The following is a 24605-nucleotide window of genomic DNA, read 5'->3' as shown; positions in this document are numbered from 1 at the left end:
CGTGCGCGGCACGGTAAGTTTTTATATAGGGAGAAGACATCCGTCTGGATGCTGGAAAATATGAAATCTATTATCGATAGTTGATATCCCTATATAACGAACATTATATACCTACTTAATCCATAAGAAAAATGTACATCGAGGAACCTTCAGTGAAGCCAGACCGCATAAAGAGGAACCTTATCTTGTGTTATATAACTGCTCCATTTAATATATGCTTTTATTCTGATCTAATTATCGGTGAATCCCATTCGGTGTATTTATGACGGAGCTTTGGCAAGCTTTTTGTTAAGAAGGTAATAATAGCAAAACAACGCAGCCTTGACGGCTGCGCTGTGGAATGTTCAGATTATGCTGGTTTTGTTCATTTTGTTTCACTTGGAGGCTCAATCCGCTCCATCCCGTTCATGTAAGGTCTGAGCGCCTTTGGAATGAGGATCGAACCGTCGGCCTGCTGATGGTTCTCCAGCAGCGGGATGAGAATTCGCGGCGAAGCGACGGCTGTGTTGTTCAGGGTGTGGCAGTAGCGCAGCTTGCCTTCTGCGTCCCGATAGCGGATGTTCGAGCGACGCGCCTGAAAGTCGAGCAGATTCGACGACGAGTGAGTCTCCCCATAAGCCCCGCGGCTTGGCATCCATGTCTCGATGTCGTATTGCTTGTACGTTTTCTGCGACATATCCCCGGTACAGACGGCAACGACACGGTAAGGCAGTTCGAGCTTCTGTAGCAGCTCCTCGGCATTGGCTGTGATCTCTTGCAGAAGCTGCTCCGAGGCTTCCGCGCTGGCCTCGCAAAGAACGACCTGTTCCACCTTCGCGAACTGATGCACCCGATACAGGCCCTGGACGTCCCGGCCGCCCGAGCCGACCTCGCTCCGGAAGCACAGCGATGCTGCTGCCAGGCGAATCGGCTGCGTCACATCGACGACTTCACCGCTATAGAACGATACCAACGGCACTTCCGACGTACCGACGAGCCACTTATCTTGCTCCATAATTTGAAAAGCCTGATCTTGACCAAGCGGGAAGAAGGCTGTGTTCTCCATGGCCTCCGTCCTAACGGTTAACGGTACGTCCATAAGGGTAAAACCCTTGGCGACCAGCATATCCACTGCAAGCTGCTGGACGGCCCGATGCAGCATGGCGCCGATGCCGGTCAGGTAGTAGCTGCGTGTGCCGGCGGTTTTGACGCCGCGGGGAATGTCGATCATCCGGTGCAGCTCGCCGAGCGTGACATGATCCCTGTATTCATAATCAAACACGGGGGGCTCGCCAACCCGTCTGATCTCTACATTGTCCTCATCCGAAGCTCCGACTGGCGTATCCTGCGAAACGATATTCGGTACAAGGATGAGCAGCTTGTTGTAGGCGTCGTCAACCTCCCGGTATAACGCTTCCTGCTTGCCCAACTGATCGTTGATGTCCTTGACCTGTTGTTTCGTCCGCTCGGCTTCTTCCTGTTTACCTTGTCGCACGAGCGTGCTAATCTCCTGCGAGATGGCATTGCGCTGCTGCCGCAATCTCTCCACGGCCAGCAGCAGTGTCCGGCGCTGGTCATCCAGCCGGACAAGTTCGGCAACCGACAGGGCGATGCCTTTCTGGTCAGCCACTCGCTGCAGTTCTTCCTGATTTTCTGTGCTCTCTCTGATCCATTTCATATCTAGCATAATCACCGCGCTCCTTTTTCTGAAAAAAATAAAAAAGCGTCCTAGTCCATATGGGACGAGGGACGCTTATGCGCTCGCGGTGCCACCCAAATTGATTGAACCGTAACCTAATCACGAAACAGGTTGGTCCGTGTTCAATCCACTTTGATTCCGCGGTAACGGGCGGGTCCGGTTAACTTAGGGAGATGTCTGATCGATTATAGGATCAGATCCCCTTGACGAGAACGCCTCGGAGTTGGAAGCTCTTCATCGGCCTGATGTTAATATTGTTGTTCAGTATACCGCATGAGGTGTCTTTTATACAAGGGGCTCATTAGATTTTTGTACGCTGTTACATCGACGCCGCTTTCTTCGCAGCTGCCCGCTTCCATCCGGCAGGCTGCTCCGCATCCCAGCGGAAGGTCCATGCGGCTGCGCCGAGGATAAGGACCGTGAAGCCCGCAAGAATCATGAGGGGCATCCAGATGCCAAAGATATCGCCTTGCGGAGAAACGGCAATGGACATGGCATCGACCAGGTAATGGAACGGCTGCAGCTGACCCAGGATGACGACCCATGAGGGTGCATGTTCTAACGAATAGAAGGCTTCACTTGTCAGCAGCATCGGAAAGCTTATCAGGTTCGAGATCATGTTGACATTGTTCTCGTCCCGAGAAAGGTTGGCTGCCAGAAAACCGAGTGCGGTAAAACAAATGGTGCCGATCAGAAGAACAAGCAGCATCAGCGCAAGCCCTGTCAGGCTTAGCTTCACCTCGAGCATAAATAGACTCATGAGGATGACGCACACGCTTACGAGCAGTGCCAGCACGGTTCGTGCCCCTGTCATTGCGGTAATGAACGAGACAGTGCGAAAAGGTGTTACCCGCAGCAGCTTATAGATGCCGCGGTTGCGTTGGGCCATGACGTTAAAGGCGGTAACCATCGTGGCCCCAAACAAAATGTTCGTTGTCAGCACGCCCGCGAGGAGTCGGTGAGAATAGGCTGCGTCGTTGAAATATAGTCCCAATCCGATCAGCATAGCAATGGGAAACACGATGTTCCAGACCAGGGTATGGGTGTCGCGGAACATACTCCGCAGCATGGTGGTCATAATGATTCGCATATATATTCCTCCTAAGGTTTTTATTATTCTGACCGGCCTTTATTCCTGATCATCGGTTAGTTGGATATACAGTTGTTCGAGGCTATCTGTTCGGTAATAGCCGAGGAGCTCTTCCGGCGTGCCGGAAGCTTTCACCCGCCCATCACAGATGAGCACCAGCCGGGAAGCGAGTTTATGAACCTCCTCCATGTCATGCGAAGTGAAGACAATCGAGGTGCTCTTGTCTGCCAGAGAACGGATCAGCTCTCGGATATCCCGGCGTGCCCGTGGATCCAGTGCTGCGGTAGGCTCATCGAGGAACAGCAGCTTGGGTGAATGGATTAGCGCTATGGCAATGGCGAGCCGTTTCTGTTGGCCTCCCGAGAGCCGAAGCGCATCGGTTTTGGCAACATCCGCAAGCCCGCAGCTTCTAAGATGCTCGATGAGCTCCGCATCCTTGAGCCGCTTGCCATAGAAAGCAGCGAACATTCGCAGATTCTCAAGGGCGGTAAATCCCGGAAAGAAGGGAGTGGACTGCAGCTGAAGCCCGATGTGCGGGGCAGGATCCGTAGTCCAGTAGGTGACCGTGCCGATATCGGGTCGGCGCAGCCCCAGCACCAAATCCAGCGTCGTTGATTTCCCCGCGCCGTTCGGCCCGATGATCGCAAGCACTTCACCTTCTCGTATATCTAGAGCCACATCATGTACGACCGTTCGCTGACCATAGGTTTTTCTTAAACCTTTCGCTTGAATGAGAGTAGGTAACATCATCTCGTATTCACGCTCCTTATTAACCAATGTTATATATCCAATATTGGATATTGACCGGAAATGAAAGCCGCAGCTGATGCTGAGGCTTATTCTTGAACGAGTGTTATGATCTTGTTGAGAAAGGCGATGTCTTGTTCCAGGCTTGAGATCGCATTATCGAAGGTAGCAAGAGCGATCTTCGATAAGCCGTACTGTCCCTTGATTTCTTTACCTGAACGCCATTGTGCCAGCGATTCTTCCACTTGCTTGCGGTTTTGCTGCAGCAATTCCACCGCTTCCTGCTTGGGAATGTTCTCGATCCAGACCAATCCAAGAGAGAAGTCGGATTTGACGGTATGGGGAGGAAGCGTCAAGGTTTCGCGGATCATCTTCTGGAATAACTTCTCGCCTTCATCCGTAATATTGTAAATTTTGCGAAGTCTCGCACCGGTCCGCTCTTCAGCGGTGGCTGCAATCAGACCGTCGCTTTCCATCTTGTTAAGTGCATAATAGATGGAGCCGGACAGAATATTCGTCCATAGGTCCATGCGGCTGGCCTGAATAAGCTGCTGAATTTCATAGCCATGCATCGGGCGCTGGCGCAGGAATGAGAGCAAGATGAGGTTGGTCATGTTGGGTCACTTCCTTAGGATGTGTAGGTGAAGAATAATTTCATAACTGGATATCCAACGTTGGATATCTAATGATTGTAATTATAAGTACGATGGAATGATTTGTCAACAACCTGCGGAAAATAGGTAAATGTCATATATGGAGTGTAGGAGGATGACTTTGTTCAGAACGATTGCAGCTGCTGCAGTGCTGCTTTAAAGCATATCCTATGCTTAATGATGGTAATGATACTATAATATAGGCAAAGATTCTGAATCGGAATGTGTTCAGCAGGAGGATTGTCGTTTTGAATGACTTGTTGAAGCGGGAGCATGACATCATCAAGGTCTGCTTGTTAGCAGGAAAAATCATGTTGCAAAGCGGTGCCGAGACCTATCGGGTCGAGGATACGATGATGCGGATCGCCGCGGCTTTCGGCGTGGAGAACAGCCACAGCTATATGACTCCGACCGGGATTATCTTCTCGGTGGAGGAGCCTCAGCATATTACGCGGCTTATTCGTATTTCGGATCGGACAACCAATCTCGATAAGATCGATCAGGTCAACAGCGTGTCTCGGAGCATAAGCCTCGGTGAGCTGACGATTGAAGAGGCTCATAGGGCGCTTGAGAAAATCGAACATGAGCAGGCGATATATCCGACATGGCTGCTGATTCTCCTGTCAGCGATCGCAAGCGGCTGCTTCCTCATTATGTTTCGCGGCGTCTGGCCGGATTTCGTACCGGCGGCCATTGCGGGCGGTCTTGGCTTTTCCTGCTTTCTATTCATGCATCGGGTCATACCGGTGCGATTCTTCGCCGAATTCTCGGGAGCGCTGGTCATCGGCATAACCTCCGTATGGATGGTCAAATACGGATTCGGTCATCAGCTGGATACGATCATTATCAGTTCCGTGATGCCGCTGGTACCGGGCTTGCTGATCACGAATGCCATCCGCGATTTAATGGCGGGGCATCTGATATCCGGCTTGTCCAAAGGCGCGGAGGCTTTTGTTACGTCCTTTGCCATCGGAGCGGGAATTGCGTTTACGTTATCATTCTAAGAGATGTGTGAGTGGAGGTGAAGATGGTGGCAACCTTTTATATACAGCAGCTCATCACGAGTTTTGTTGCTTCGGCGGCCTTCGGGATCATATTCAACGTACCCAAAAAAGCACTGCTGCAGTGCGGGTTTGCCGGCATGGTGGGCTGGCTGCTCTACATTATGCTGCAGAACATGATGGTTGAGCCGGTGACGGCCACTGTGTTTGCGGCTTTTTGCGTGACGATCATCAGCCATTTTTTCGCCAAAAAATACAAGACGCCCATTATCGTGTTCAGCGTGTCGGGGATTATTCCGCTCGTACCGGGCGGAGTCGCCTACAATGCCCTTCGGCATGTCGCCCAGAATCAATTTGATCAGGCTGTTCAGCTGGGAGCGCAGGCCTTCATGATTTCAGGCGCCATCGCGCTGGGTTTGCTGCTATCGGAGGTGACCAATCAGATCATTCGGAAGTGGTCGATATCCCGGAGAAGAGCTGGAAAACCCAATTCGACCGGCTCGTAAGCTCTCACGATTCCGAAGAGACCTAACAGATCAGGACGAGGAACAAGTTCGGATATTTTGGCCTTGCAGCTGCTCACTGTCCGTATCTTTCGCTTAACTGCGGGGGATACGGTTTTTTTGAGTGCACTGAAGTGTATGTCCCCTGCGTGAATATTTTTACATAAGTTTCATGTTATTCCTTTTTATTGTCCAAATCCTCGCTGTACTATATAATCTTTACTGCATGAAATGAAACCGCATTCACATCTATCCTATCTATTGATACCGTCTACTGACGACAGTTGAAGATTCCTAGTCTACCAAAGAAGAGGGATGTCCATGCAGGAGTTGACGCTGCATCTGTTCGAACGGATGGGCATGCTGCTCATCCTGACGTTTATACTGACGAGAATTCCGTTGTTCCGCCAATTGTTGGACCGCAAAGAGATGTCTGGCACGCGAATGTTCATCTATTCCTGTCTGTTTGGCCTCTTCGGTATCCTCGGGGTGTATGCAGGCGTTGTGGTGGAGAATGGCGAGTCGAGCTCCTCCTTCTGGCTGATGCAGCTGACGGAGGAGCAGGCCCTGGCCCATTCCGCTCTGGTTGGCGTTGTCATTGGCGGGCTGATCGGCGGGCCCCGCGTTGGCATCGGGGGCGGGCTTTTGGCGGGAGCCCATCTGCTGTATATCGGGGGCTACACGGGGCTTGCAGGAGCTATCGCCGTACCGCTTACGGGTGCCCTGGCCGGGGGCGTGGCCCGATTCTTCTCGCAGGAGCGGGTTATCTCGCCGGCAAAAGCGTTATTCGTGGGGATGTTCGCCCCGATCTTGCACATGGGGGTTATTTTGATCTGTTCAGATGAGCCGGACCGCGCGGTTGAGCTGGTCAACCTGATCGGTCTGCCGATGGTGCTGACCAACAGCATTTCCATTGCGATCTTCACGACGATGCTGCGGGTTGCGCTCACCGAGGAAGAGCGGGCAGCCGCTTACGAGACGGAGAAGGCATTCCATATCGCGGAAGCGGCGCTGCCGCATCTGAAGCAGGGCTTGACGTACCGTACGGCACAGGCCGTGGCCACCTTGCTGCTGCGCGAGCTGAAAACAACGGCAGTCGCCATTACGGATACGGAGCGGTTCCTGGCCCATGCCGGTGCCGCCAGCCGTACCATTGATCCCGGAGAAGAGATCACATCCGACTTGACCAAGAATGTCATTGCGACCAGCGAGCTTCGGATCATAGAGAACGCGGAAGATATTCAGCCCCGTCATTCGGCGCTCGGCGCCGCCATTCTTGTCCCGATGATCGAGGGTCACGAGATTGTAGGCGTCATTCATTTCTATTTCAAGCGACCGCAGGATATTCGGCGCGTTGAGCTGGTCATGGCTCAAGGGCTTGGACAGCTGATTTCTTATCAGCTCGGGGCCACGGCCCACGAGAAGATGAGCCATTTAATGAAAGAGGCGGAGCTTAAGCTTCTGCAGGCGCAGATCAATCCGCATTTTCTGTTCAATACGCTCAATGCGATCCATTCGTTGATCCGGAGTGATCCGCTGCTGGCAAGACATGCCACGATGCAGCTGGGGGCGTTCATGCGCTTGAACGTCAAGGTCATGGCCTCCCGCAGAACGACCATTCGTGAGGAAATGGAGCTGTTGAATGCCTATTTGGACATTATTCAAATCCGGTTTGAGGATCAGTTCACGTTTGAATGCCAGCTGGATCCGGTGCTGGGCGAGCTTATGATTCCGCCTGCAACGCTGCAAATGCTGGTGGAGAACAGCATTAAGCACGGCTTGCGCGATAAAGCGAGCGGGGGCATCATCCAGTTGACCCTAAAGCGGGCGGGCGATATGGCGGTTGTACAGCTGCGGGACAACGGGGCAGGTATCTCCCCTGAGGTGCTGGACAGCCTCGGCGAACAACCGATCATCGGCAGCGAGGGTACGGGGAACGGAATTTACAATATCAACCAGCGTTTAATCAGCATGTTTGGCAAGGAAGCCAGACTCATCGTAGAGAATCTTGCAGAGGGCGGATGCAGCATATCCTTCAGCATCCCCTGCAGTCTATCGGAAGGGAGCCGGTACCGTGAAGCGAATTAAAACGATGATAGCGGAAGACGAACGATTGGCAAAGGAGGAGCTGGCTTACCTGTTGGAACAGGAGCCTGATATCGAGCTGCTTCCTTATGCCACGAACGGCCGGGAGCTGCTCGAGCTGGTTCCCTTACGGCAGCCGGATGTCGTCTTTCTCGACGTTCATATGCCGGAGCTGGAAGGATTGCAGGCTGCGCGGATGCTGAAGGCCTCCCCGATCTCGCCCTTGATTGTCTTTACGACAGCCTATGACGAGTATGCTGTCGAGGCGTTTGGTCTGAATGCGATTGATTATCTGCTGAAGCCTTACAGCCATATGCGATTAAAGGAAACCCTGCAGCGAATTCGCAGCAGGGTTCATGAAGGGCAAGTCTCCCCAAAGCAGGAAGCTTATGATGTCGCCCCCCAGATAGCTCCGTATCCATCCACTGAGGCTGCTGCCCGCAGTATGCGTGGCAAGCTGCTATTCGATGATGGGGACAAGCATGTGCTCGTCGATCCCGAGGCGATTCTGTACGCGGTGCGCGAGGAGCGGGTCATCCGCATATGGACGGCGGAAGGCCAGCGGATTACGAGCAAAAGCACGCTGCAGGAGCTGGAGGAGAAGCTGGCGGGTTACTCGTTCTTTCGTCCTCATCGCAGTTACCTGGTTAACGTGAACCGGATTGCGGAGCTGTCCCCTTGGCAGAACGGCGCTTACAATATTGTGCTAAAGGATGAGCAGCGGACGATGATTCCCTTGTCGCGGGAAGCCGCCCGGGATTTGTTCCGGTTGCTTAGAGAGGCGTAGGGAGAAGCGCGTGAGGACGGTGGTTGTCTCCCGGTTCAGGCGGCATATCCGCCTTTTCGCGCACCCTATCGGACGTTTCGCGCAGGAGCTGTGGTCGCAGACAATCCTCCTGTATATAATCATTCTAAAGCGCTTTCATATATGGGAGACGCAATAGAATCCTTGATCGTTAATGGAGGGAAAGGCAATGGAAGAAAAAAGCTATACCGAAGTATGGCATTCTGAAAAATTCAAAACGCTGCTCTCCCGCAAGAAACGGTTCATTATTCCGATGACCGTCTTTTTTCTTCTGTTTTACTTTGCACTGCCGATTCTTACTTCGTACACCGACGTGTTGAACCACCCGGCGATTGGCCCGATCACGTGGGCATGGGTATTTGCATTCGCGCAGTTCATCATGACATGGGTCTTGTGCATCCTGTACTCCCGCAAGGCGGCCCAGTTTGACCGTATGGTAGACGATATTAAAAAGGATATGGGGGCGTAATCGACTATGGCTATCGCGTTGTTTTGCGGAATTGTATTTCTCACGCTGATCATAACGTATTACGCTGCCAAGAAAACAACCAACACCAGCGACTTCTATACGGCAGGCGGAGGGCTCAAGGGCTGGCAGAATGGAACAGCCATTGCCGGCGACTATATGTCTGCTGCCTCCTTCCTTGGCATCGCAGGCTCGATCGCGTTAGTTGGCTTTGACGGCTTCTTCTATAGCATCGGTTTTCTCGTGGCTTACCTGGTGGTGCTGTACCTTGTTGCCGAGCCGCTTCGGAATCTCGGGAAGTATACGGTGGCGGATATGATTGCCGCTCGTTTCTCCGACAAGAAAGTGCGCGGCGTTGCAGCGCTGAACACGATTTCCATCTCCATCTTCTACATGATCGCACAACTGGTTGGAGCAGGCGCGCTGATTAAGCTTTTGCTGGGACTGGACTATGTTACGTCCGTGCTGATTGTCGGCGTGCTCATGACCATCTATGTTGTCTTCGGCGGCATGCACGCCACGAGCTGGGTTCAAATCTCGAAAGCTATACTGCTCATGGCCGGCACGTTCATCATCTCGCTGATCGTATTCGCCAAATTCGATTTCAGCCTGACCCAGATGTTCCACCATATGAAGACGGCCACCCCGCTGCAGGAGGCATTCCTGAACCCGGGGAATAAATACAAAATCCCGCTGGAGACGCTGTCGCTCAACCTTGCCCTAGTACTGGGCACGGCAGGTCTGCCGCATATTTTGACCCGTTTCTTTACCGTTAAGGATGCTAAGACGGCACGCAGCTCCGTGGTATACGCTACCTGGATTATCGGCATCTTCTATGTCATGACGATCTTTCTCGGTTTCGGGGCTGCCGCTTTCGTAGGAGCGGCGGATATTACCGCGGTCGATAAAGCCGGCAACATGGCTGCGCCGCTCCTGGCCAAAGCGATTGGTGGCGACTTCCTCTTCGCGCTCATCTCGGCGGTTGCGTTCGCGACGATCCTCGCGGTGGTGACGGGGCTTGTGCTATCCGCTGCATCGGCCTTCGCCCATGATTTCTACGGCCAAATCGTGCGCCGAGGCGAATCGTCGGAGAAGGAGCAGCTGAAGATGGCACGGTACGCATCGATTGGCGTATCCATTGTCTCCATTCTGCTCGCATTGTTCGCTCAGAAGATGAACGTGGCATTCCTTGTCTCGCTAGCTTTCGCCGTTGCGGCCAGCGCGAATTTGCCGGTCATCCTGTTCACGGTGTTCTGGAAGAGGTTTAATACGACAGGCGCGGTTACCGGGATGCTGACAGGATTGATCAGCACGGTGATTCTTGTGGCGCTTAGTCCGAATATATGGGATCCGGCCGGCAAAGCGATTTTGATTGGCGATCCGATCTTCCCGATGAGCAACCCGGGCATTATCTCCATTCCGCTAGGCTTTGTGGCAGCTTATATCGGGACGCTGCTATCCTCTTCCAAGGATGAAGCGAAGTATGCCGAAGTGCTGGTCAAGGCCAATACGGGCGCGTAATCCGGATTCAATTCATTGACCAAAAAGGGTGTATCCAGCTGCTTAGCAGCACAGGGGATCGCCCTTTTTTTGCCATTTTATCGTAAAATAAAGGAATAACAGGACAGGACTTTGAGGCTGAAGCGGAAGGAGGCATGCAAATGAACATATCCGGCATCGTTTTTTTTCTGGCGATTGTGGTCGGCACGTTAATGATTACGTATTATGCCGCCAAGCGGACAACAAGCACGAATGATTTCTATGCAGCGGGCAATCGCCTGAGCGGGCTGCAAAACGGCTTGGCCATTTCCGGTGACTATATGAGCGCGGCGTCCTTTCTTGGCATCGCGGGCTCTATTGCTGTGTACGGCTTCGACGGCTTTTTCTATTCGATCGGCTTCCTCGCCTCCTATGTGATCGTGCAGTACATCATAGCCGAACCGCTTCATAACCTGGGCAGGTACACGATGGCGGATGCGGTGGCGGTTCGGTTCAGCGAGAAACGGCTGCGCGGATGTATCGCCGTCAACAACATGATGATCACCGTCTTCTACATGATTGCCCAGCTCGTTGGTGCCGGGTGGCTCGTCCATTTGCTGTTCGGGCTGGAAACGTCGCTAGCCATCGTGCTGGTCGGAGGCTTAATGACCGTCTACGTCACGTTCGGCGGCATGCTCGCAACTTCCTGGGTGCAGATCGTCAAGTCTATTTTGCTGGTCAGCAGCACTTTTATCGTGAGTCTTATCGTACTGGCAAGGTTCGATTGGGATCTGCTCGGTTTATTCGAATCCATGAAGCGGGCGACCCCATTGCAGGAGCGGTTTCTGATGGCGGGTAATATGTTCGACCATCCGCTGGACATGCTGTCGTTTAATATGGCGCTGGTGTTAGGGACCGCGGGACTTCCGCATATTATTGCGCGTTTCTACACGGTAAGAGACCCGCGTACGGTCCGTTCTTCGGTAAAAACGGCAACGTTTACGATCGGCATCTTTTATGCCATGACCATTTTTCTTGGTTTTGGGGCGGCTGCCTTCGTCGATTGGTCCGTTTTGTCGGAGCGGGTTGAGCTGGCGGCGCCGCTGCTCGCAAGCGCATTGGGTGGCGAATTCTTGATGGCCTTTGTATCGGCTGTTGCCTTCGCAACCATACTGGCCGTGATCTCGGGGCTTGTGCTGACGGCATCCTCCGCATTTGCTCATGACGTCTATAGCAGCATTTTCCGCAGAGGACGGGCGACCGAGGCACAGCAGATGAGAGTGGCTAAGCTTTCGGCCATCGTGGTTGGCACCGCTTCGATTGTGCTCGCCCTCGGCGCGCAGAAGCTAAACGTGGCATTCCTCGTTTCATTTGCGTTCGCGGTAGCGGCCTCGGCTAATCTGCCGGTGCTGCTGTTCACGCTATTTTGGCGGAGATTTAATACGTATGGGGCCATGTCGAGCATTGCGGCCGGATTGGTATCCTCCTTGCTGCTCATGGCCGTGGGGCCTAACGTGATGGATCCCGGGGCCGGCTGGATCCGGGCGGAAGCGATCTTCCCGCTCAAGCATCCGGGCATCGTATCCATTCCGATTGGTTTCGCGGGCGGCATCCTCGGTACTCTGCTATCCGGTAAAGTCGGCTCAAGCGGCCAATTCGAGACGATGCAGGCCATTGCCCATGTGGCCCCTAATGAGATTCGTACCCGCGAGCCGGGATGACAGAGCACATAAAAATGATGAAGGAGAGGCAGGGGATAACAGTGAAGCAGGATTGTGTAATTGTCCCCTGAACTACCGCTTAAACCGGATCAAGCAGCTGACTGGCAAAAATCCGCGCCATGTGCTGGATCTGTTCGAATTGCTGTGCGGGCTGATGTGGAGAAAATAGTGAAGCTTTATCATTTAGGTTTCAGCAGCTTGCCAAACTCAGAGGGATAACAACCGACATGTTCCCTGAACAGATTCGTAAAATGCCGGGTGCTGTAATATCCGACTTGCTCTGCTGCCTCATTGACCTTCATGCTGGGGATGGACAGGAGTTCCTTCGCTTTCATCATCCGCAGCCGGGTTACGTATTGGCTAAAGGTTACCCCCATTCGTTTATGAAAAAGGGTGCTGAGGTGGTTCGGTGAAACCTCGAACCGCTCGGCCACGGCGGAAACGGTAATATCACCGCAAAAATGCGCCTCCAAATAAAGAACGACCTCCTCAAGCCAGTCTTTGGCTCCGGGGTCACCCTCAGATTTTTTGCGGAGCAGCCGGGTCCCCGTTTCTTCATAAAGCTGCTCTAACCATGGATCGAACCCTTCATGCATCGGTGCTGGCGTTTCCTTGGCCAGGCTGCCTGCCAGAAAAGCCAGCAGTCTGGATTGAAGTTTACGCGCGGCTTCCCGTTCATCGGCCCACAGCATCCTAAGTTTATCACCGCAGGTCATAAAGGCGGTATAATCTCCCTCGGCATATGCTCTAACGAGCTGGACCGCAGTTGTGCCAAACCGGGCAGTCACCGGATCTTTTGCCAGCCGCCGCATATCGGCGAGAAGCAGGGGCTTCCCATCGTCTGCGATGCTACGCAGGTAGGAAAGGGAACGCATCTCCCGCACTTCATTCCGCAGCGGTTCGAACGAATCATAGGTTCCCGATTCCAGCATGGTTACCCGACGGCTTCCGCGATGTTCAGGAGATTCGCTGTTAAGCATGTCGTGAAGCACCTTGGGTAAGCGTCGCAAGATTGCTTCCGCTTGGGAAGTGAGCGCTTTTCCAATCAGGGCATATTCGCCTCGCTCCAGTCCGATCAGGGCCAGAAGCAGCTCCTTGGAGTTGTGGTCAGCGATGACCTGGCGTGCAGCTTGCGGCAGAAGTCCGGTTTGTTCGGGTCGAGCATCATTGCCATCGACGGGCCGCGTTTCATAGAGCAGCATGCCCGTCCATTGGCCTTCCCGTTCAGTTGTCTTGTGTTCCGGTCCGGTCTGCATGATCGGGTTATGCCATAGCGATGTGACCACCGATTCAAACTCGCGGCTGAGCGATTTCGTGTCCTGCCCGATCCGGGCGGCAGCACGCTGCACGATTCGTTCCACATCGGAAGGCTCGATTGGTTTCAGGAGGTAATCCAGAGCACCCAACTTCAGGGCTTGACGGGCATAGTCAAATTCCGCAAAACCGGTCATGATGATCCACTGTACATGGGGGGTATGAGGGAGTGCCTCTTCCATCGCTTCAAGTCCGCTCTTGCCAGGCATCCGGATATCGACGAATATGATGTCGGGCCTCAGCTCTGACGCCTGCTGTACCAGCTCCAGGCCGTTTTTGGCCTCCGTCACGTCCAGACCTGGCCGAATGTCCTCCAGAATCAGGATCAGCGTCTCTCTTGCCAGCATTTCATCATCCGCTACGATAATCTTCATTGCGCAATCCCCTCCTCTTCCAGTTCCATCGTGATCGTAATGGTTGTTCCCTGGTCAGGTTGACTTTGGATATGAAGTGAAGCCTGACCGTCTCGAATGAGCGCAAGCCGTTCCTGTGCATTGCGGAGTCCGACGCGATCGCTGTGTTCAAGCTTCTTAGGGTCAAATCCGGTTCCGTTATCCTTGATAAGGATGACGGCATGGGCCCTCCCGTCTGCAATCCGCGTGTAGGCGTTGATCTCGACATGGCACGGGTGGGCGCATGGTTCGGCGCCATGCACAACGGAGTTCTCGACCAACGGCTGCAGCAGCAGCTTGGGAATTCGCAGCGAAGCCAGCGAGGGCTCCAGCGAGAAGGAGAAGTTCAGCCGGTCTCCAAAGCGCATGGACTGCAGCTCCGCATATTTGCGGATAATGTTGAATTCCGCTTCCAGCGTGATCGACATATCGGCCGACAGGATGTCGCGCAGCAGCCCGCTGAGCGAGCGGATGGCCCGGTCGAGCTTCTGCTGCTCGCCTTTGCGGTTCAGGCCGATAAACCCATTCAACGTGTTGTACAGGAAATGGGGGTTGATCTGTGCCTGCAGAGCCTGCATTTCCGCGTCCTGCTGCTTGAGTTTGGCACGATATTGGCTAATGACCATCTCGTCCAACCTGACGATCATGCGGTTCAGCGCGCCGCCCAGCTCCGCGACCTCGTCCTTGCCGTGAATGTCGACCCGCTTGGACATATCGCCGCGCTGCACGTGACGCATCACGCCGATCATCTCCCTAAACGGAGTGAGCAGCTTGCGGGAGTAGGCAAGAAACAGAAACAGCGTAAGGATCATACCGCCGCCGGCAAAGATCATGCCGACGTTATGCATCCACTGCACCTTCTCCGTAAATCGGCTTTGAGGGATCAGGGAGGTCACCATCCACGAGCTGGATTCAATCGTCTTCGACACTTTAACGTACGTCTGATTATGATATCTGACCTCGCTTGCCGAGAGCTGGCTCAAGGTTTCTTCGGGAATTTGTTGGCTTGCATAGACCAGCTGCCCATTCTTGTCCGTGATGACAACGACCGAGTCGTTCGTAATCAATTGGCGCACAATGCGGTCGATGACGACGGTATCGGCATCCGACATGATGACCGCAATCGGTTTGCGTGTATCCATGTCGCGAATGAGCCTGGCGACGGAGAAGACCGATTGGAGACCGTCCATCTTCACATAATCCTGATCATGGACTTTCACGAAGGTGGCTTTACCGCCTGCCTTGACCGCATCGATGTACCAATCCTGGCCCGTGTAGTCGTAATCGGTACGGGCGTTGTAGAGGGTGGAGCGGCTATCTTTGTAGAATACGGAGCCGTCGAACGGCAGCAGCAGGGTACCTAGAATCTCCTTGTGCATATTTTCGAGCACGGTTGGCAGTGTGTTGTACAGGGCGTAATCCGCCTTATATTGGGTATATTGATCCGATTTCGGGTACAGGCCGGAGGATCTGAGTTTCAGGGCATACATGACTTCGTCGTAGTTATAGGGGATGGATGTCACCCGTTCGAGCTCATCCAGATAATATTGGATGTTGCTGGTCAGCCCGACAAGAGACGACTCGGTCAGCTTCTCCGTTTCCGACGTAATCAGCTTTGTATAATAGGAAGGCATCACGTAAGCGATGATAAGGACAGGGACCAGTATGGTCACGGAAAAAAGGATGATGAGCTTGGAGCGCATGGACAAGGTGCGGTTCTTCACGGGAGCAGCCTCCATTTCGCTAAGTCTCGAATAAGCATGTTGGTTCTATTGTACTGGAACCTGCCCGAGGCGACAATACAGATAAAATAGCGCTTACATCGTAGTTTTGGATCATATGTAAGCGCTATTATGTATGCTAACCTTAATGATGCAAGGATTGTCACACTATACATTCCGAATGAGGTGGGTATTAATGAAAAAACGTGCATGTTGGATCATGGCCGTCGCCTTGCTGTGCTTGATCACGGCGTGCTCTTCGCGGCCGGACGCAATAGAAACAGGCGCAGGCACGAACAACGGCGGCAGCGGCTCCGGCAAAATTGGCTCCGGTGAAGCGAAAGTCACGCTGTCGATGATGGTCAACGTCGCCGATGAGTCGCTTACCGAGGTGTATCGCGGGATCGTGGACGGCTACACCAAGGAGAATCCCGACATCAGCGTCAACCTCCAGTTTGACAGCACGGGCTATGAGAACACCATGAAGGTCAAAATGGCCGCCAACGACCTGCCTGACATTTTTGATACGCATGGCTGGGCCAAACTCCGTTATGGGGAGTACTTGGCGGATCTGAGGGATGAACCGTGGGCCGCCAATCTCACCGACACGATTCGTGACGTGGTGACGGATGAGGATGGCAAGGTATACGCGCTGGTACTGACCGAAGCGAAAGACGGACTCCTGTACAATGCCGATATGCTGAAGGAATACGGGATCGAGGTGCCAAGCACGTTCGAGGAGTTAATTGCAGCTGGCGAAAAGATCAAGGAAGAAAGTGGAGGCAAGACGAGACCCTTGTATCTCTCGGGCATCGACGATTCGATGATCGGGCAGTACCTGGACAATTTTGCGAACCCGCTTCTCATTACGACTCCAAATACTCAAGCCGAGGCTCTCTTGAACGGGACGTTCGACTGGTCCGGCTTCACGCCGCTGGCTCAAAGCTTGGTCGATCTGAAGGAGCGGGGCCTTATGAACGAAGACGTTCTGACGGCGAAGCGCAGTGACCTTCCGGCAGCCTTTGCCGCAGGCAAAGCAACGTTCGTGCTGGTAGGGCCTGCATTCATGGATGACGTCCATAAAATCGATCCGAACATAAATATCGGCATTATGCCGGTGCCTTCCATGATCGAAGGCGATACGCCGACATTCGCCGGTGGGGAGCGCAATACGCTTGCGCTGTGGAAGGATTCCAAGCATCCGGATGAGGCCAAGAAGCTGCTGCAGTATTTTGCCAAGCCGGAGAATATGGCAAAGCTCTCCAACGTGTCGAAGAACCCTCCCGGGCTCAAGGATGTGGAGACGGACCATGAACTGACCACTTACTATGAACGATACGCCGATATTCGCGTCTTCCCTTATTTTGATCGTGTCTACCTGCCGAACGGCATGTGGGACGTGCTCTGCAAGACGGGCACCGAGCTCCTGGCCGGCCGGGTGACGCCGGAGCAGTTCAGCGAGACCATGAAGGTTGAGGTGGAACGGTTGTCCAAGGAATAAACCTGAAGGCGCGCGAAGTGCAGGCAAGCTGCGCTTATGCGCGCCTTATCACTTGGCTAAGAGGAGTGTGAGCGAGAGTGAAGACAGGCATGGCTAGAAGTGAAGCCGCTCCGGTCCGGGGGACCAAGCGTTTTACCCATTCGAATTTTATGCTGAACTGGATGTATGTTCCTGCACTGCTGCTGTTTATCATATTTATTTTTTATCCTTTTTTTCGCGGATTGCTCATTTCCTTTACCGATTGGAACGGGTTTTCCCAGGCGATGAATTACATTGGTCTTGATAATTACCATAGAATGCGGACAGACAGCCGAATCCACACCGTTATTTTGAACACGCTTATTTACGGCGTCGGCAGTACGCTTTTTCAGAATATATTGGGCCTCGTGTATGCGCTGCTGTTGAATAAGTACGGCAAGGGTCGGACCTTCGTCAGAGTTATCGTCTATATTCCTGCGATTGTCAGCCCGATCATCATGGGTTATATATGGTATTTCCTACTCCAGTATAATGGAGGGGCCATCAATGACATCCTCATGCTGTTTACCGGATCGCCGGTCAATCTGCTCGCCGAGCCGAACATTAACGTGTGGATCATTATGGTCGTTAACACCTATCAGTACCTTGGGATTGCGATGATGATCTTTCTCTCGGGGCTGCAGGGCATTCCGAAGGATTATTACGAAGCGGCTGAAATTGACGGCGCCACGGCCAAAAACCGGTTCTTCCGGATTACGTTCCCGCTGCTTGCACCGGCCCTCACCACCAGCATCATCCTGAATCTGATTGGGGGATTAAAGCTGTTTGATGTCATTAAAGCGCTGACGAACGGCGGACCGGGGTATGCCTCGGCTTCCCTGTCCACCATGATGTATGAGCTTTATTTTGCCCGTCAGGATGCGGGGCTCGCGGCCGCGCTCGGCAATCTGATGTTCCTGCTCATTACCGTCATCAGTCTGACAGCTCTGTACTTCTTACGTCGAAAGGAGCTGTCCCAATGAAGCATCGAAAGCGTACGTGGATTTATACGATCATCGGTTTTGCCGTGGCGATGGTGCACATCATCCCTTTTTACATTCTGCTGACCGTTTCTTTCAAGGATATGCGGGACATGAGCTCGAAGTGGCTGTTTCCGGGGTACTGGTTTACCGACAACTTCGTGAGCGCCTGGCAGAATGCCCAGCTGGGCCAGGCGTTTCTCAATACCGGTGTCATCACGATATTATCGGTCGTGCTCATTCTGGCTTTTGGCTCGCTTGCCGCTTTTCCTCTGGCGCGCTATCAGTCGAAGCTCAATAAATGGGTCTACGGTATATTTGTCAGCGCGCTGATCGTTCCTCCGCTTACGATTCTGGTGCCGCTGTATAAACTGTTCGTGGATATCGGATTTATGAATACGTATCTGGGGATCGTGCTGCTGCATGTGACGTTTCAGCTGTCGATGGCGATTTTCCTCTATACCAGCTTTATCGGAACGATTCCGCGGGAACTCGATGAGGCCGCCATGATCGACGGGGCAACGCGGACCGGGCTGTTCTTCCGGATCATTTTCCCGCTGCTGAAGCCTGTAACGGCTACGATTCTCATCATGAATGCGAACTCGATCTGGAATGACTACCAGTTCTCGCTCTTCTTCCTGCAAGAGCCGGATTCGAGAACAATCACGGTTGCGTTATCCAGCTTCTTCGGAGAGAACAGCGCGCAGATCGGCTGGATTGCGTCAGGCTCGCTGCTGGCTGCCATTCCAAGCATTCTGGTATATATTTTCTTGCAGAAATATTTCGTTGACGGCATATCGGCTGGTGCCGTGAAGGGTTGAGCGGGGATGGTTTCTGTGACGAAGAGACCGTTTAGCAAGTGTTCTATTTCGGTCCATAAGAGGTTTTTGAGCATATTACAGGCTGACATGCTGCTGTCAGTCTTTTCTTTTTATTTTTGATTTGAACATACAGTGTAATAATGCAACAGTGCTATAGACACGCCTTATCCTAAGTCGATTCATTTCATGATTGAAATCACGAGTGTTCTGGGCTAATCCATTAAAATAGTTTATAAACCTCCATCAAAAGCCGTTGAATTTTAATATGTTTTTAATATGTTAGTTAGTAACTTATGAAAGGCAAACGAACAAAATCAGGAGCTCAGGAGAGGAATGACGGCCGTGGGAAAGTGGTATCTTCATCGCTTCTATTCAAAGGACTACGAGATCCGAAAGTATTTGCCGCCTACCGCATTATTCAATGAACAGACTTTGAGAACATTCATGGAAAAATACGGTGCGGTCTATATTAAACCTGATAAAGAGCACATGGGTAAAGGAATATTAAAAGCTTGGAAAACAGACAGCGGATACGCTTTTGTCCTTTTGAGGGGGGCTGTTGTAAAATGCGCTTCTTTGGACGAACTGTACAAGGAGATCAAAAAACGGTCTTTGTCCCAGCCATACATCATTCAAAAAGCCATTCCTCTAGCCCAAATTAACGGTAGGCCTTTCGATATCCGGGTTATGATGATGCGTAACCTGCAGAATCGTTGGCAGTTTTTCGGGCTTTATTCGAAAGTGGCAGGGCCCAAGAGTATTGTCACCAATATAAGCAGCTCGCGAGGATATGTGACTCTCTTTGAAGAGTCCATGAAGCAGTCACTGGGGTACTCCAAAGAAAAAGCGTTGAGAGTCAAAGAACAACTTATCCACCTAAGCAACAAAATTTGCAAGCGGGCCGGGAAGATGAGATATTATCAAAAGATCGGTAATGACTTTGCTATCGATAATAACGGAAATGTATGGATTATCGAAGTGAATTTTACCTATCCGGGCTACAAGGGGTTCTCCCAATTACCCAATCAAAAATATTACTGGGATATCAAAAAGATGGACAACATTCTGCGAAAAGGGCGACTCTTCGAAGGTAAGGTAAGGAAGGAGTAGACTTAACCGTAGATATCCAGGCATCTTTGATAATATTGATTGGCGCTGATGCAGAATGCCTATCACTTATTCAATGATCAAAGGAGCAGCTCCAGGGTCAATAGGACCTTGGGGTTGCCCCTTTCGATTCTTCTTTTTTTATTATTTAATGCCAAGCCGCATGCGGTAGCTGAGCATCACGGGAAGTGTCCGCCCTTGGAAGTGCTCCTCGACCAGCGCATGGAACTGTGCAATTTTATCGTTCAATTCGGTTGGTTTCAGCTTGAGCACGGTCTGGATACCGCCTTGACTGACGGCAAGGCCGGTATATCGTTCGGCGGTGAACGGCTCCATATGATGGAATACGATCTCTTTGGAGAACCGGAACACCCCGCTCTCCCGGATATGCTTCAGATGCTCGTTCTTATTCCCTTTATAGGCCTTCTCTTGTGCTTCTACATGGCGGTCGTTGATGTCTTCTGCCCATTCGATCAGCTCATGGTAGGATTGCTCGACCTTCCAGGTCAGGCTCGGCGGCCAATCGCAATCATATACTGCGAATATCCCTTCCTCGCGCAGAACGCGGGAGACTTCCTTCAACGTACTGGCCGGGTCCATCCAGTGAAAGGATTGGGAACAGGTGATGATGTCCGCGGACTGATCTGGAAGCGCCAATTGGTTTGAATAGCCGGAGACGAACTTGATGTCGGCAAGCTGAACATCGTGGCTGGCGTCAGCCTCTTGCTGCAGTGATTGCAGTTTGGCGATGGCTTTACCCCGCATATCATCATTCGGCTCAACGCCGATGACTTGGTCCGCCGCGTCTCTCCATGCAAACGAGGACAGTCCCGTGCCGCATCCCAAGTCGACGACGAGGGAGGGCTTGCGTTCCAAATATCCTGTCAGCAGGGCGACAACCTCCTCGGGAGCTTCGGGGCGATGCTGGTCGTAGGTATCCTCAAAGCCGGTAAAACGGTCCACGTTGCTGGCACGGTTCCCCTCGGGAACGAAATCCTTACTCCACACTTCGGTCATATCCTTGGTCATCATTATTCATCTCCTTATCCGGGTACATGAATCGGGCATTACAATTGGCGCTTTCTTGGCTGCCGCGAGTACGGACAAAAGGCTCCAATTGCCGTTTCGTGCCGCTTTAATGCCATCATATCATAGGGAAGGAACTTATTAACAGATGGGCTTGACCCGGGCAGTGCCGATGCGGGTACAATAGAGGGATAGAATGAGGAAGAGGGATGAACATGAAGCCAACATTATCACCGAAGGGAATCTTCTTCGATGTGGATGATACATTGTATGACCATCTGGCGCCTTTTCGCGATGCCGTTCAGGAGGTTGCCCATCCGGGTGGAGCGCTTCCTTATGAAGCCGCCTACCACCGGATGCGGTATTACAGTGACATGCTGTCCGTAGAGCTCGGAGGAGCGGGCACGGCGGCTTACGGGGAAGCCGTTGAAGATATGCGCAGACGTCGGTTCCAATACGCGTTGGCCGAATTCGGCATACAGCTGACCCTCGAGGAAGCTGAGGCGGTACAGCAGACCTACCTGGACCGACAGTATAACATCACGATGTTTGAAGGCGCCCGGGAGCTTCTTAAGAAATTAGCGGATGCCGGGCATGTCGTTGGGTTGATCACCAACGGGCCGGCGGAACACCAGATGAACAAAATCGCGGCTATGCGGCTGAGTGACCTCATACCGGAGGAGCGTCTGTTCGTATCCGGAGCCGTGGGCTGGGACAAGCCCGATCCGCGGATATTCCACCATGTGAATCGGTTGACCGGAACGGTGCCGGAGGGCTCTTATTACATCGGCGATTCGTGGCGTAATGATGTGGTTGGCGCCCTGGCCGCGGGCTGGCATGTGATTTGGTTCAATCATCGGAGCGTCGGGCCGGAATCGGAGCATCAACCGCAGCATACCGTGACGAGTTATGGCGAGCTGGAGCGGCTGCTTGATGAGGTTATCGGATAAAAAAATGCTGTGGCGAGCGTAAAGTGCTGTCGGGGCAGGATCGAGTAAAAGAATTATCGTGGCCAGACCCTTTAAATGGAGGGCTTGGCTTTTTTTGTTGCTCTATAGTCAACCAATTGGTTGACTTTGTGGGATTCATCTATTATAGTTAACCACATGGTTGAACAAAATAACGAAGAACAACTGGATCACATCTTCCACGCACTGGCTGACCCGACCCGAAGAGAGATGGTGCGTATGATCGCGGCGCAGGAGCGGACCGTATCCGAGCTGGCCGAGCCGTTTGACATGTCGCTTGCGGCAGCCTCCAAGCATATTAAGGTGCTGGAGCGCTCCGGCCTGCTGGATCGATCCATTCAGGGGCGGACACATACCTGTCGTCTCAATTCGGGCGTCATGTCCAGGGCGATGGAATGGCTGCAATTCTACGAACGATTCTGGACCCGGCAATTTGATGCATTGGAACGTGAGCTGAACAAAGCGAAGAAGGAGGAGCATTAACAGGAATACGGCTGAACATCCTGGACAACGATGAGAACTAGGGGAAACAGACGGAATACCACTTTTAATAAGAGAAGGATGATTTACATTGGAGAAAGCCTCTACAACTACACTGGTCATGAAACGCTTGTTTGAGGTAGCGCCGGAACGAGTGTTTGATGCTTGGTTAAACCCCGACATGATGCGCAAATGGTTGTTTACGATGGAAACGACGAACAAGATCGCCCGTAGTGATCCTCGCGTGGGCGGAACCTGGGAGATTGTTGACGTTCGGGAAGGCAAGGAGTACCGGGCCATTGGGGAGTATCTTGTAATCGACCGGCCTCACAAGCTGGTGCTTACCTTCAGGATGCCCCAGTTCAGCGAAACCGTGGACCAAATAACGGTTGAGTTCAAAGCCGTGGACGCAGGATGTGACATGACATTCACGCAAGAGATTGTTGTTCCTCACGAGGAAGATTGGACCGCAGAGGATATCGAGAAGGCGCTCACGGAGTATCATACCCAAACCGAACATGGATGGGGTTATATGTTTGAGGGCTTGAAGCAGCTGCTCGAGACAGGAAATATTAACTACCCATCCTAATCAGATGAACAAGGAGAGTGTATTGTCCATGAAGAGTGTTACCCCGTTTTTAATGTTCCAAGGTAATGCCGAAGAAGCCATGAACCATTACGTTTCCATTATTGAGGATTCCGAAATAACCAGCATTGCCCGTTATGGCCCCAATCAGCCGGGAACCGAGGGAAGCGTTATGCATGCAGCCTTTTCGTTGAAGGGGCAAACGTTCATGTGCATCGACAGCAATGTGAAGCATGATTTTACGTTCACGCCTTCCTTCTCCATCTATCTGACTTGCGAGTCGGAAGCGGAGATCGAGAAGGTGTACGGGGCATTAATTGATGGCGGAGGTGCGATGATGCCGCTGGACAACTATGGATTTAGCCAAAAATTCGGCTGGATCGCGGACAAGTTCGGCGTATCATGGCAGCTTAATCTGCCGAATGAAGCGTAACGTTACGTTACGCAATCGATTCATTAGAGACGGGCCCTAGAGGGGTCCGTCTCTTTTTGCTGCTGATAATGCATCGCCAGCTCGTTGCTCTGCGATCAAGGCCCCGCCGATCCCCATTGCCAACCGAATGGCAGAGTGTAGGGTGTCTCGAAGCTGGCCCCATCTTCGCTTCTTACTCCGTATACTGCTTTCGGAATTGCAGCGGCGATAGGCCGAAACGTGCGGAGAAGCGGCGGGAGAAATAAGGCGGGTATTGAAACCCCACATGCTCCGCAATCCGCGCCATCGACCACTGGGTGGTTAACAGCAGCCGCTTCGCCTGGTCCAGGCGGTATTGCAGCAGGTATTCCGTTGGCGTCACGCCGTGCGATTCTTTCATGCAGCGCGTTAGGTAATTGTAGTGGAAATGCAGGTCGGACGATAAACGTGCGTTGCTGATGGGCTCACGGTAATGCATTTTGATATAGGACTCTACCTGCTCCGCTATTTTGCGTACCCGCGATTGTTCCTGATCCGATCTTGACGGGTCCAGCAGCTCCAGCAGCTGGATAAACAGCGTTTGTTCCCGCCAAAATGCCGTGGACCTCGGTTCCGTTGCCAGCAGGTGCAGGGAATCGAACAGTTGATAGGCTTGCTCCGGATAAGGGATAGGGCCATGCCTCGGCAGCTTTATGTTGTGTGAGATCGAATCATCGTCGGCTGCGCTTGATGCCGCGGACTGAAAATGCAGCCAATAAAAGGCGGTTTCCTCCTGGCACCCCTGCACGGCGTAATGGTACGCATCCGGTAATAATATAACGGAGTCCCCTGGGCCAAGCGCCCACTGCATATCCTCCTCGCCCAGGAACAGGCAGCCGCGTTGAACCAGGATGAGATCGAAAACGCCAAGGTTTCTCCGATTGGGATGCGACTCGCCCGGCATATAATGTGTTTTTCCTGATTCAAGGAAGTAGGGGAGCGGCGGCGAAGGAAAGGAAAGAACACTTCGTTCCGTCATGGTAACACCTCCAGGGAAGTGTGAAATCGTATA

24 protein-coding genes are annotated in these 24605 nt (G+C 52.6%); 16 read left to right on the top strand and 8 right to left on the bottom strand.

Annotation, left to right across the window (positions count from 1 at the left end):
* Positions 1–364: 364 nt before the first annotated feature.
* The 4 genes from serS to AB4124_RS13605 form a co-directional block, all read right to left on the bottom strand.
* A complete protein-coding gene (serS, locus tag AB4124_RS13620) occupies positions 365–1666 on the bottom strand; it encodes a serine--tRNA ligase (RefSeq protein WP_441973169.1) in 1302 nt (433 codons plus the stop codon).
* A 331-nt stretch (positions 1667–1997) separates the two neighbouring features.
* The gene (locus AB4124_RS13615; RefSeq protein WP_441973168.1) at positions 1998–2768 is read right to left on the bottom strand and encodes an ABC transporter permease; all 771 of its coding nucleotides are present in this window, start codon (positions 2766–2768) and stop codon (positions 1998–2000) included.
* Positions 2769–2807: 39 nt separating this feature from the next.
* On the bottom strand, positions 2808–3518 hold the full coding sequence (locus AB4124_RS13610) for an ABC transporter ATP-binding protein (RefSeq protein ID WP_430109031.1): 711 nt from the start codon (positions 3516–3518) through the stop codon (positions 2808–2810).
* An 86-nt stretch (positions 3519–3604) separates the two neighbouring features.
* The gene (locus AB4124_RS13605) at positions 3605–4129 is read right to left on the bottom strand and encodes a PadR family transcriptional regulator (RefSeq protein WP_430109034.1); all 525 of its coding nucleotides are present in this window, start codon (positions 4127–4129) and stop codon (positions 3605–3607) included.
* A 287-nt stretch (positions 4130–4416) separates the two neighbouring features.
* On the opposite strand from AB4124_RS13605, the gene AB4124_RS13600 reads away from it, so the two are divergent.
* The 8 genes from AB4124_RS13600 (at position 4417) to AB4124_RS13565 (ending at position 12397) form a co-directional block, all read left to right on the top strand.
* A complete protein-coding gene (locus tag AB4124_RS13600; RefSeq protein WP_339291939.1) occupies positions 4417–5172 on the top strand; it encodes a threonine/serine exporter family protein in 756 nt (251 codons plus the stop codon).
* Positions 5173–5195: 23 nt separating this feature from the next.
* A complete protein-coding gene (locus tag AB4124_RS13595) occupies positions 5196–5675 on the top strand; it encodes a threonine/serine exporter family protein (RefSeq protein ID WP_076323830.1) in 480 nt (159 codons plus the stop codon).
* Between the two features lie 318 nt (positions 5676–5993).
* A complete protein-coding gene (locus tag AB4124_RS13590; protein ID WP_430109040.1) occupies positions 5994–7760 on the top strand; it encodes a LytS/YhcK type 5TM receptor domain-containing protein in 1767 nt (588 codons plus the stop codon).
* Positions 7747–8544, top strand: a complete 798-nt coding sequence (locus AB4124_RS13585; protein ID WP_441973167.1) for a LytR/AlgR family response regulator transcription factor — start codon at positions 7747–7749, stop codon at positions 8542–8544. Before AB4124_RS13590 ends, AB4124_RS13585 begins: the two co-directional genes overlap by 14 nt.
* Positions 8545–8731: 187 nt before the next feature.
* The gene (locus tag AB4124_RS13580) at positions 8732–9031 is read left to right on the top strand and encodes a DUF485 domain-containing protein (protein WP_071218738.1); all 300 of its coding nucleotides are present in this window, start codon (positions 8732–8734) and stop codon (positions 9029–9031) included.
* 6 nt (positions 9032–9037) lie between these two features.
* Entirely contained in the window at positions 9038–10549 is a 1512-nt protein-coding gene (locus tag AB4124_RS13575) for a solute symporter family protein (protein WP_076323832.1), read from the top strand.
* 140 nt (positions 10550–10689) lie between these two features.
* Positions 10690–12228 carry a solute symporter family protein gene (locus AB4124_RS13570; protein WP_441973166.1) on the top strand — a complete coding sequence of 513 codons (1539 nt, stop codon included), beginning with the start codon at positions 10690–10692 and terminating at the stop codon, positions 12226–12228.
* Complete coding sequence (locus AB4124_RS13565; RefSeq protein WP_430109045.1) at positions 12200–12397, top strand: hypothetical protein; 198 nt, start codon at positions 12200–12202, stop codon at positions 12395–12397. The genes AB4124_RS13570 and AB4124_RS13565 overlap by 29 nt, the downstream gene beginning before the upstream one ends.
* A 10-nt stretch (positions 12398–12407) precedes the next feature.
* Here the strand turns inward: AB4124_RS13565 and AB4124_RS13560 are convergent, their stop codons facing one another.
* Together AB4124_RS13560 and AB4124_RS13555 are read right to left on the bottom strand one after the other, a co-directional pair.
* On the bottom strand, positions 12408–13916 hold the full coding sequence (locus AB4124_RS13560) for a response regulator transcription factor (RefSeq protein ID WP_441973165.1): 1509 nt from the start codon (positions 13914–13916) through the stop codon (positions 12408–12410).
* On the bottom strand, positions 13913–15658 hold the full coding sequence (locus tag AB4124_RS13555) for a cache domain-containing sensor histidine kinase (protein ID WP_441973164.1): 1746 nt from the start codon (positions 15656–15658) through the stop codon (positions 13913–13915). Before AB4124_RS13555 ends, AB4124_RS13560 begins: the two co-directional genes overlap by 4 nt.
* Before the next feature lie 193 nt (positions 15659–15851).
* Here AB4124_RS13555 and AB4124_RS13550 point away from each other — a divergent pair, with 193 nt between their 5' ends.
* The 4 genes from AB4124_RS13550 (at position 15852) to AB4124_RS13535 (ending at position 20085) form a co-directional block, all read left to right on the top strand.
* The gene (locus AB4124_RS13550; RefSeq protein ID WP_441973163.1) at positions 15852–17156 is read left to right on the top strand and encodes an ABC transporter substrate-binding protein; all 1305 of its coding nucleotides are present in this window, start codon (positions 15852–15854) and stop codon (positions 17154–17156) included.
* Between the two features lie 89 nt (positions 17157–17245).
* Positions 17246–18157, top strand: coding sequence for a carbohydrate ABC transporter permease (locus tag AB4124_RS13545; protein ID WP_441973305.1), 912 nt, complete (start codon positions 17246–17248; stop codon positions 18155–18157).
* Complete coding sequence (locus AB4124_RS13540) at positions 18154–18975, top strand: carbohydrate ABC transporter permease (protein WP_076323838.1); 822 nt, start codon at positions 18154–18156, stop codon at positions 18973–18975. Before AB4124_RS13545 ends, AB4124_RS13540 begins: the two co-directional genes overlap by 4 nt.
* Positions 18976–19308: 333 nt before the next feature.
* Positions 19309–20085, top strand: coding sequence for a YheC/YheD family protein (locus AB4124_RS13535; RefSeq protein ID WP_430109053.1), 777 nt, complete (start codon positions 19309–19311; stop codon positions 20083–20085).
* A gap of 141 nt (positions 20086–20226) precedes the next feature.
* Here the strand turns inward: AB4124_RS13535 and AB4124_RS13530 are convergent, their stop codons facing one another.
* The gene (locus AB4124_RS13530) at positions 20227–21111 is read right to left on the bottom strand and encodes a class I SAM-dependent methyltransferase (RefSeq protein WP_441973304.1); all 885 of its coding nucleotides are present in this window, start codon (positions 21109–21111) and stop codon (positions 20227–20229) included.
* Positions 21112–21317: 206 nt separating this feature from the next.
* Here AB4124_RS13530 and AB4124_RS13525 point away from each other — a divergent pair, with 206 nt between their 5' ends.
* The 4 genes from AB4124_RS13525 (at position 21318) to AB4124_RS13510 (ending at position 23575) form a co-directional block, all read left to right on the top strand.
* On the top strand, positions 21318–22058 hold the full coding sequence (locus AB4124_RS13525; protein ID WP_441973162.1) for an HAD family hydrolase: 741 nt from the start codon (positions 21318–21320) through the stop codon (positions 22056–22058).
* A 156-nt stretch (positions 22059–22214) separates the two neighbouring features.
* Entirely contained in the window at positions 22215–22559 is a 345-nt protein-coding gene (locus AB4124_RS13520) for an ArsR/SmtB family transcription factor (RefSeq protein ID WP_076324076.1), read from the top strand.
* Between the two features lie 88 nt (positions 22560–22647).
* A complete protein-coding gene (locus tag AB4124_RS13515) occupies positions 22648–23145 on the top strand; it encodes an SRPBCC family protein (RefSeq protein ID WP_441973161.1) in 498 nt (165 codons plus the stop codon).
* Positions 23146–23173: 28 nt separating this feature from the next.
* Positions 23174–23575 (top strand): VOC family protein, encoded by a 402-nt coding sequence (locus tag AB4124_RS13510; protein ID WP_076323841.1) that lies wholly within the window; start codon positions 23174–23176, stop codon positions 23573–23575.
* A 172-nt stretch (positions 23576–23747) separates the two neighbouring features.
* On the opposite strand, the gene AB4124_RS13505 is transcribed toward AB4124_RS13510, so the two are convergent.
* The gene (locus tag AB4124_RS13505) at positions 23748–24572 is read right to left on the bottom strand and encodes a helix-turn-helix transcriptional regulator (protein WP_441973160.1); all 825 of its coding nucleotides are present in this window, start codon (positions 24570–24572) and stop codon (positions 23748–23750) included.
* Between the last annotated feature and the right edge of the window lie 33 nt (positions 24573–24605).

This window comes from Paenibacillus sp. 2KB_20 (assembly GCF_052115765.1).
Classification (GTDB): Bacteria; Bacillota; Bacilli; order Paenibacillales; family Paenibacillaceae; genus Paenibacillus_AQ.
The sequence above is the reverse complement of the archived record's forward strand: the minus strand, read 5'-3'. Positions and strand labels throughout refer to the sequence as shown.

What these genes read in the sequence shown, in the direction of transcription:
- serS (WP_441973169.1), bottom strand. Translation starts at nt 1,666, where the DNA reads ATGCTAGATATGAAATGGATCAGAGAGAGCACAGAAAATCAGGAAGAA.
- AB4124_RS13615 (WP_441973168.1), bottom strand. Translation starts at nt 2,768, where the DNA reads ATGCGAATCATTATGACCACCATGCTGCGGAGTATGTTCCGCGACACC.
- AB4124_RS13610 (WP_430109031.1), bottom strand. Translation starts at nt 3,518, where the DNA reads ATGATGTTACCTACTCTCATTCAAGCGAAAGGTTTAAGAAAAACCTAT.
- AB4124_RS13605 (WP_430109034.1), bottom strand. Translation starts at nt 4,129, where the DNA reads ATGACCAACCTCATCTTGCTCTCATTCCTGCGCCAGCGCCCGATGCAT.
- AB4124_RS13595 (WP_076323830.1), top strand. Translation starts at nt 5,196, where the DNA reads ATGGTGGCAACCTTTTATATACAGCAGCTCATCACGAGTTTTGTTGCT.
- AB4124_RS13590 (WP_430109040.1), top strand. Translation starts at nt 5,994, where the DNA reads ATGCAGGAGTTGACGCTGCATCTGTTCGAACGGATGGGCATGCTGCTC.
- AB4124_RS13580 (WP_071218738.1), top strand. Translation starts at nt 8,732, where the DNA reads ATGGAAGAAAAAAGCTATACCGAAGTATGGCATTCTGAAAAATTCAAA.
- AB4124_RS13575 (WP_076323832.1), top strand. Translation starts at nt 9,038, where the DNA reads ATGGCTATCGCGTTGTTTTGCGGAATTGTATTTCTCACGCTGATCATA.
- AB4124_RS13570 (WP_441973166.1), top strand. Translation starts at nt 10,690, where the DNA reads ATGAACATATCCGGCATCGTTTTTTTTCTGGCGATTGTGGTCGGCACG.
- AB4124_RS13565 (WP_430109045.1), top strand. Translation starts at nt 12,200, where the DNA reads ATGAGATTCGTACCCGCGAGCCGGGATGACAGAGCACATAAAAATGAT.
- AB4124_RS13560 (WP_441973165.1), bottom strand. Translation starts at nt 13,916, where the DNA reads ATGAAGATTATCGTAGCGGATGATGAAATGCTGGCAAGAGAGACGCTG.
- AB4124_RS13550 (WP_441973163.1), top strand. Translation starts at nt 15,852, where the DNA reads ATGAAAAAACGTGCATGTTGGATCATGGCCGTCGCCTTGCTGTGCTTG.
- AB4124_RS13545 (WP_441973305.1), top strand. Translation starts at nt 17,246, where the DNA reads ATGGCTAGAAGTGAAGCCGCTCCGGTCCGGGGGACCAAGCGTTTTACC.
- AB4124_RS13540 (WP_076323838.1), top strand. Translation starts at nt 18,154, where the DNA reads ATGAAGCATCGAAAGCGTACGTGGATTTATACGATCATCGGTTTTGCC.
- AB4124_RS13535 (WP_430109053.1), top strand. Translation starts at nt 19,309, where the DNA reads ATGACGGCCGTGGGAAAGTGGTATCTTCATCGCTTCTATTCAAAGGAC.
- AB4124_RS13530 (WP_441973304.1), bottom strand. Translation starts at nt 21,111, where the DNA reads ATGACCAAGGATATGACCGAAGTGTGGAGTAAGGATTTCGTTCCCGAG.
- AB4124_RS13525 (WP_441973162.1), top strand. Translation starts at nt 21,318, where the DNA reads ATGAACATGAAGCCAACATTATCACCGAAGGGAATCTTCTTCGATGTG.
- AB4124_RS13520 (WP_076324076.1), top strand. Translation starts at nt 22,215, where the DNA reads ATGGTTGAACAAAATAACGAAGAACAACTGGATCACATCTTCCACGCA.
- AB4124_RS13510 (WP_076323841.1), top strand. Translation starts at nt 23,174, where the DNA reads ATGAAGAGTGTTACCCCGTTTTTAATGTTCCAAGGTAATGCCGAAGAA.
- AB4124_RS13505 (WP_441973160.1), bottom strand. Translation starts at nt 24,572, where the DNA reads ATGACGGAACGAAGTGTTCTTTCCTTTCCTTCGCCGCCGCTCCCCTAC.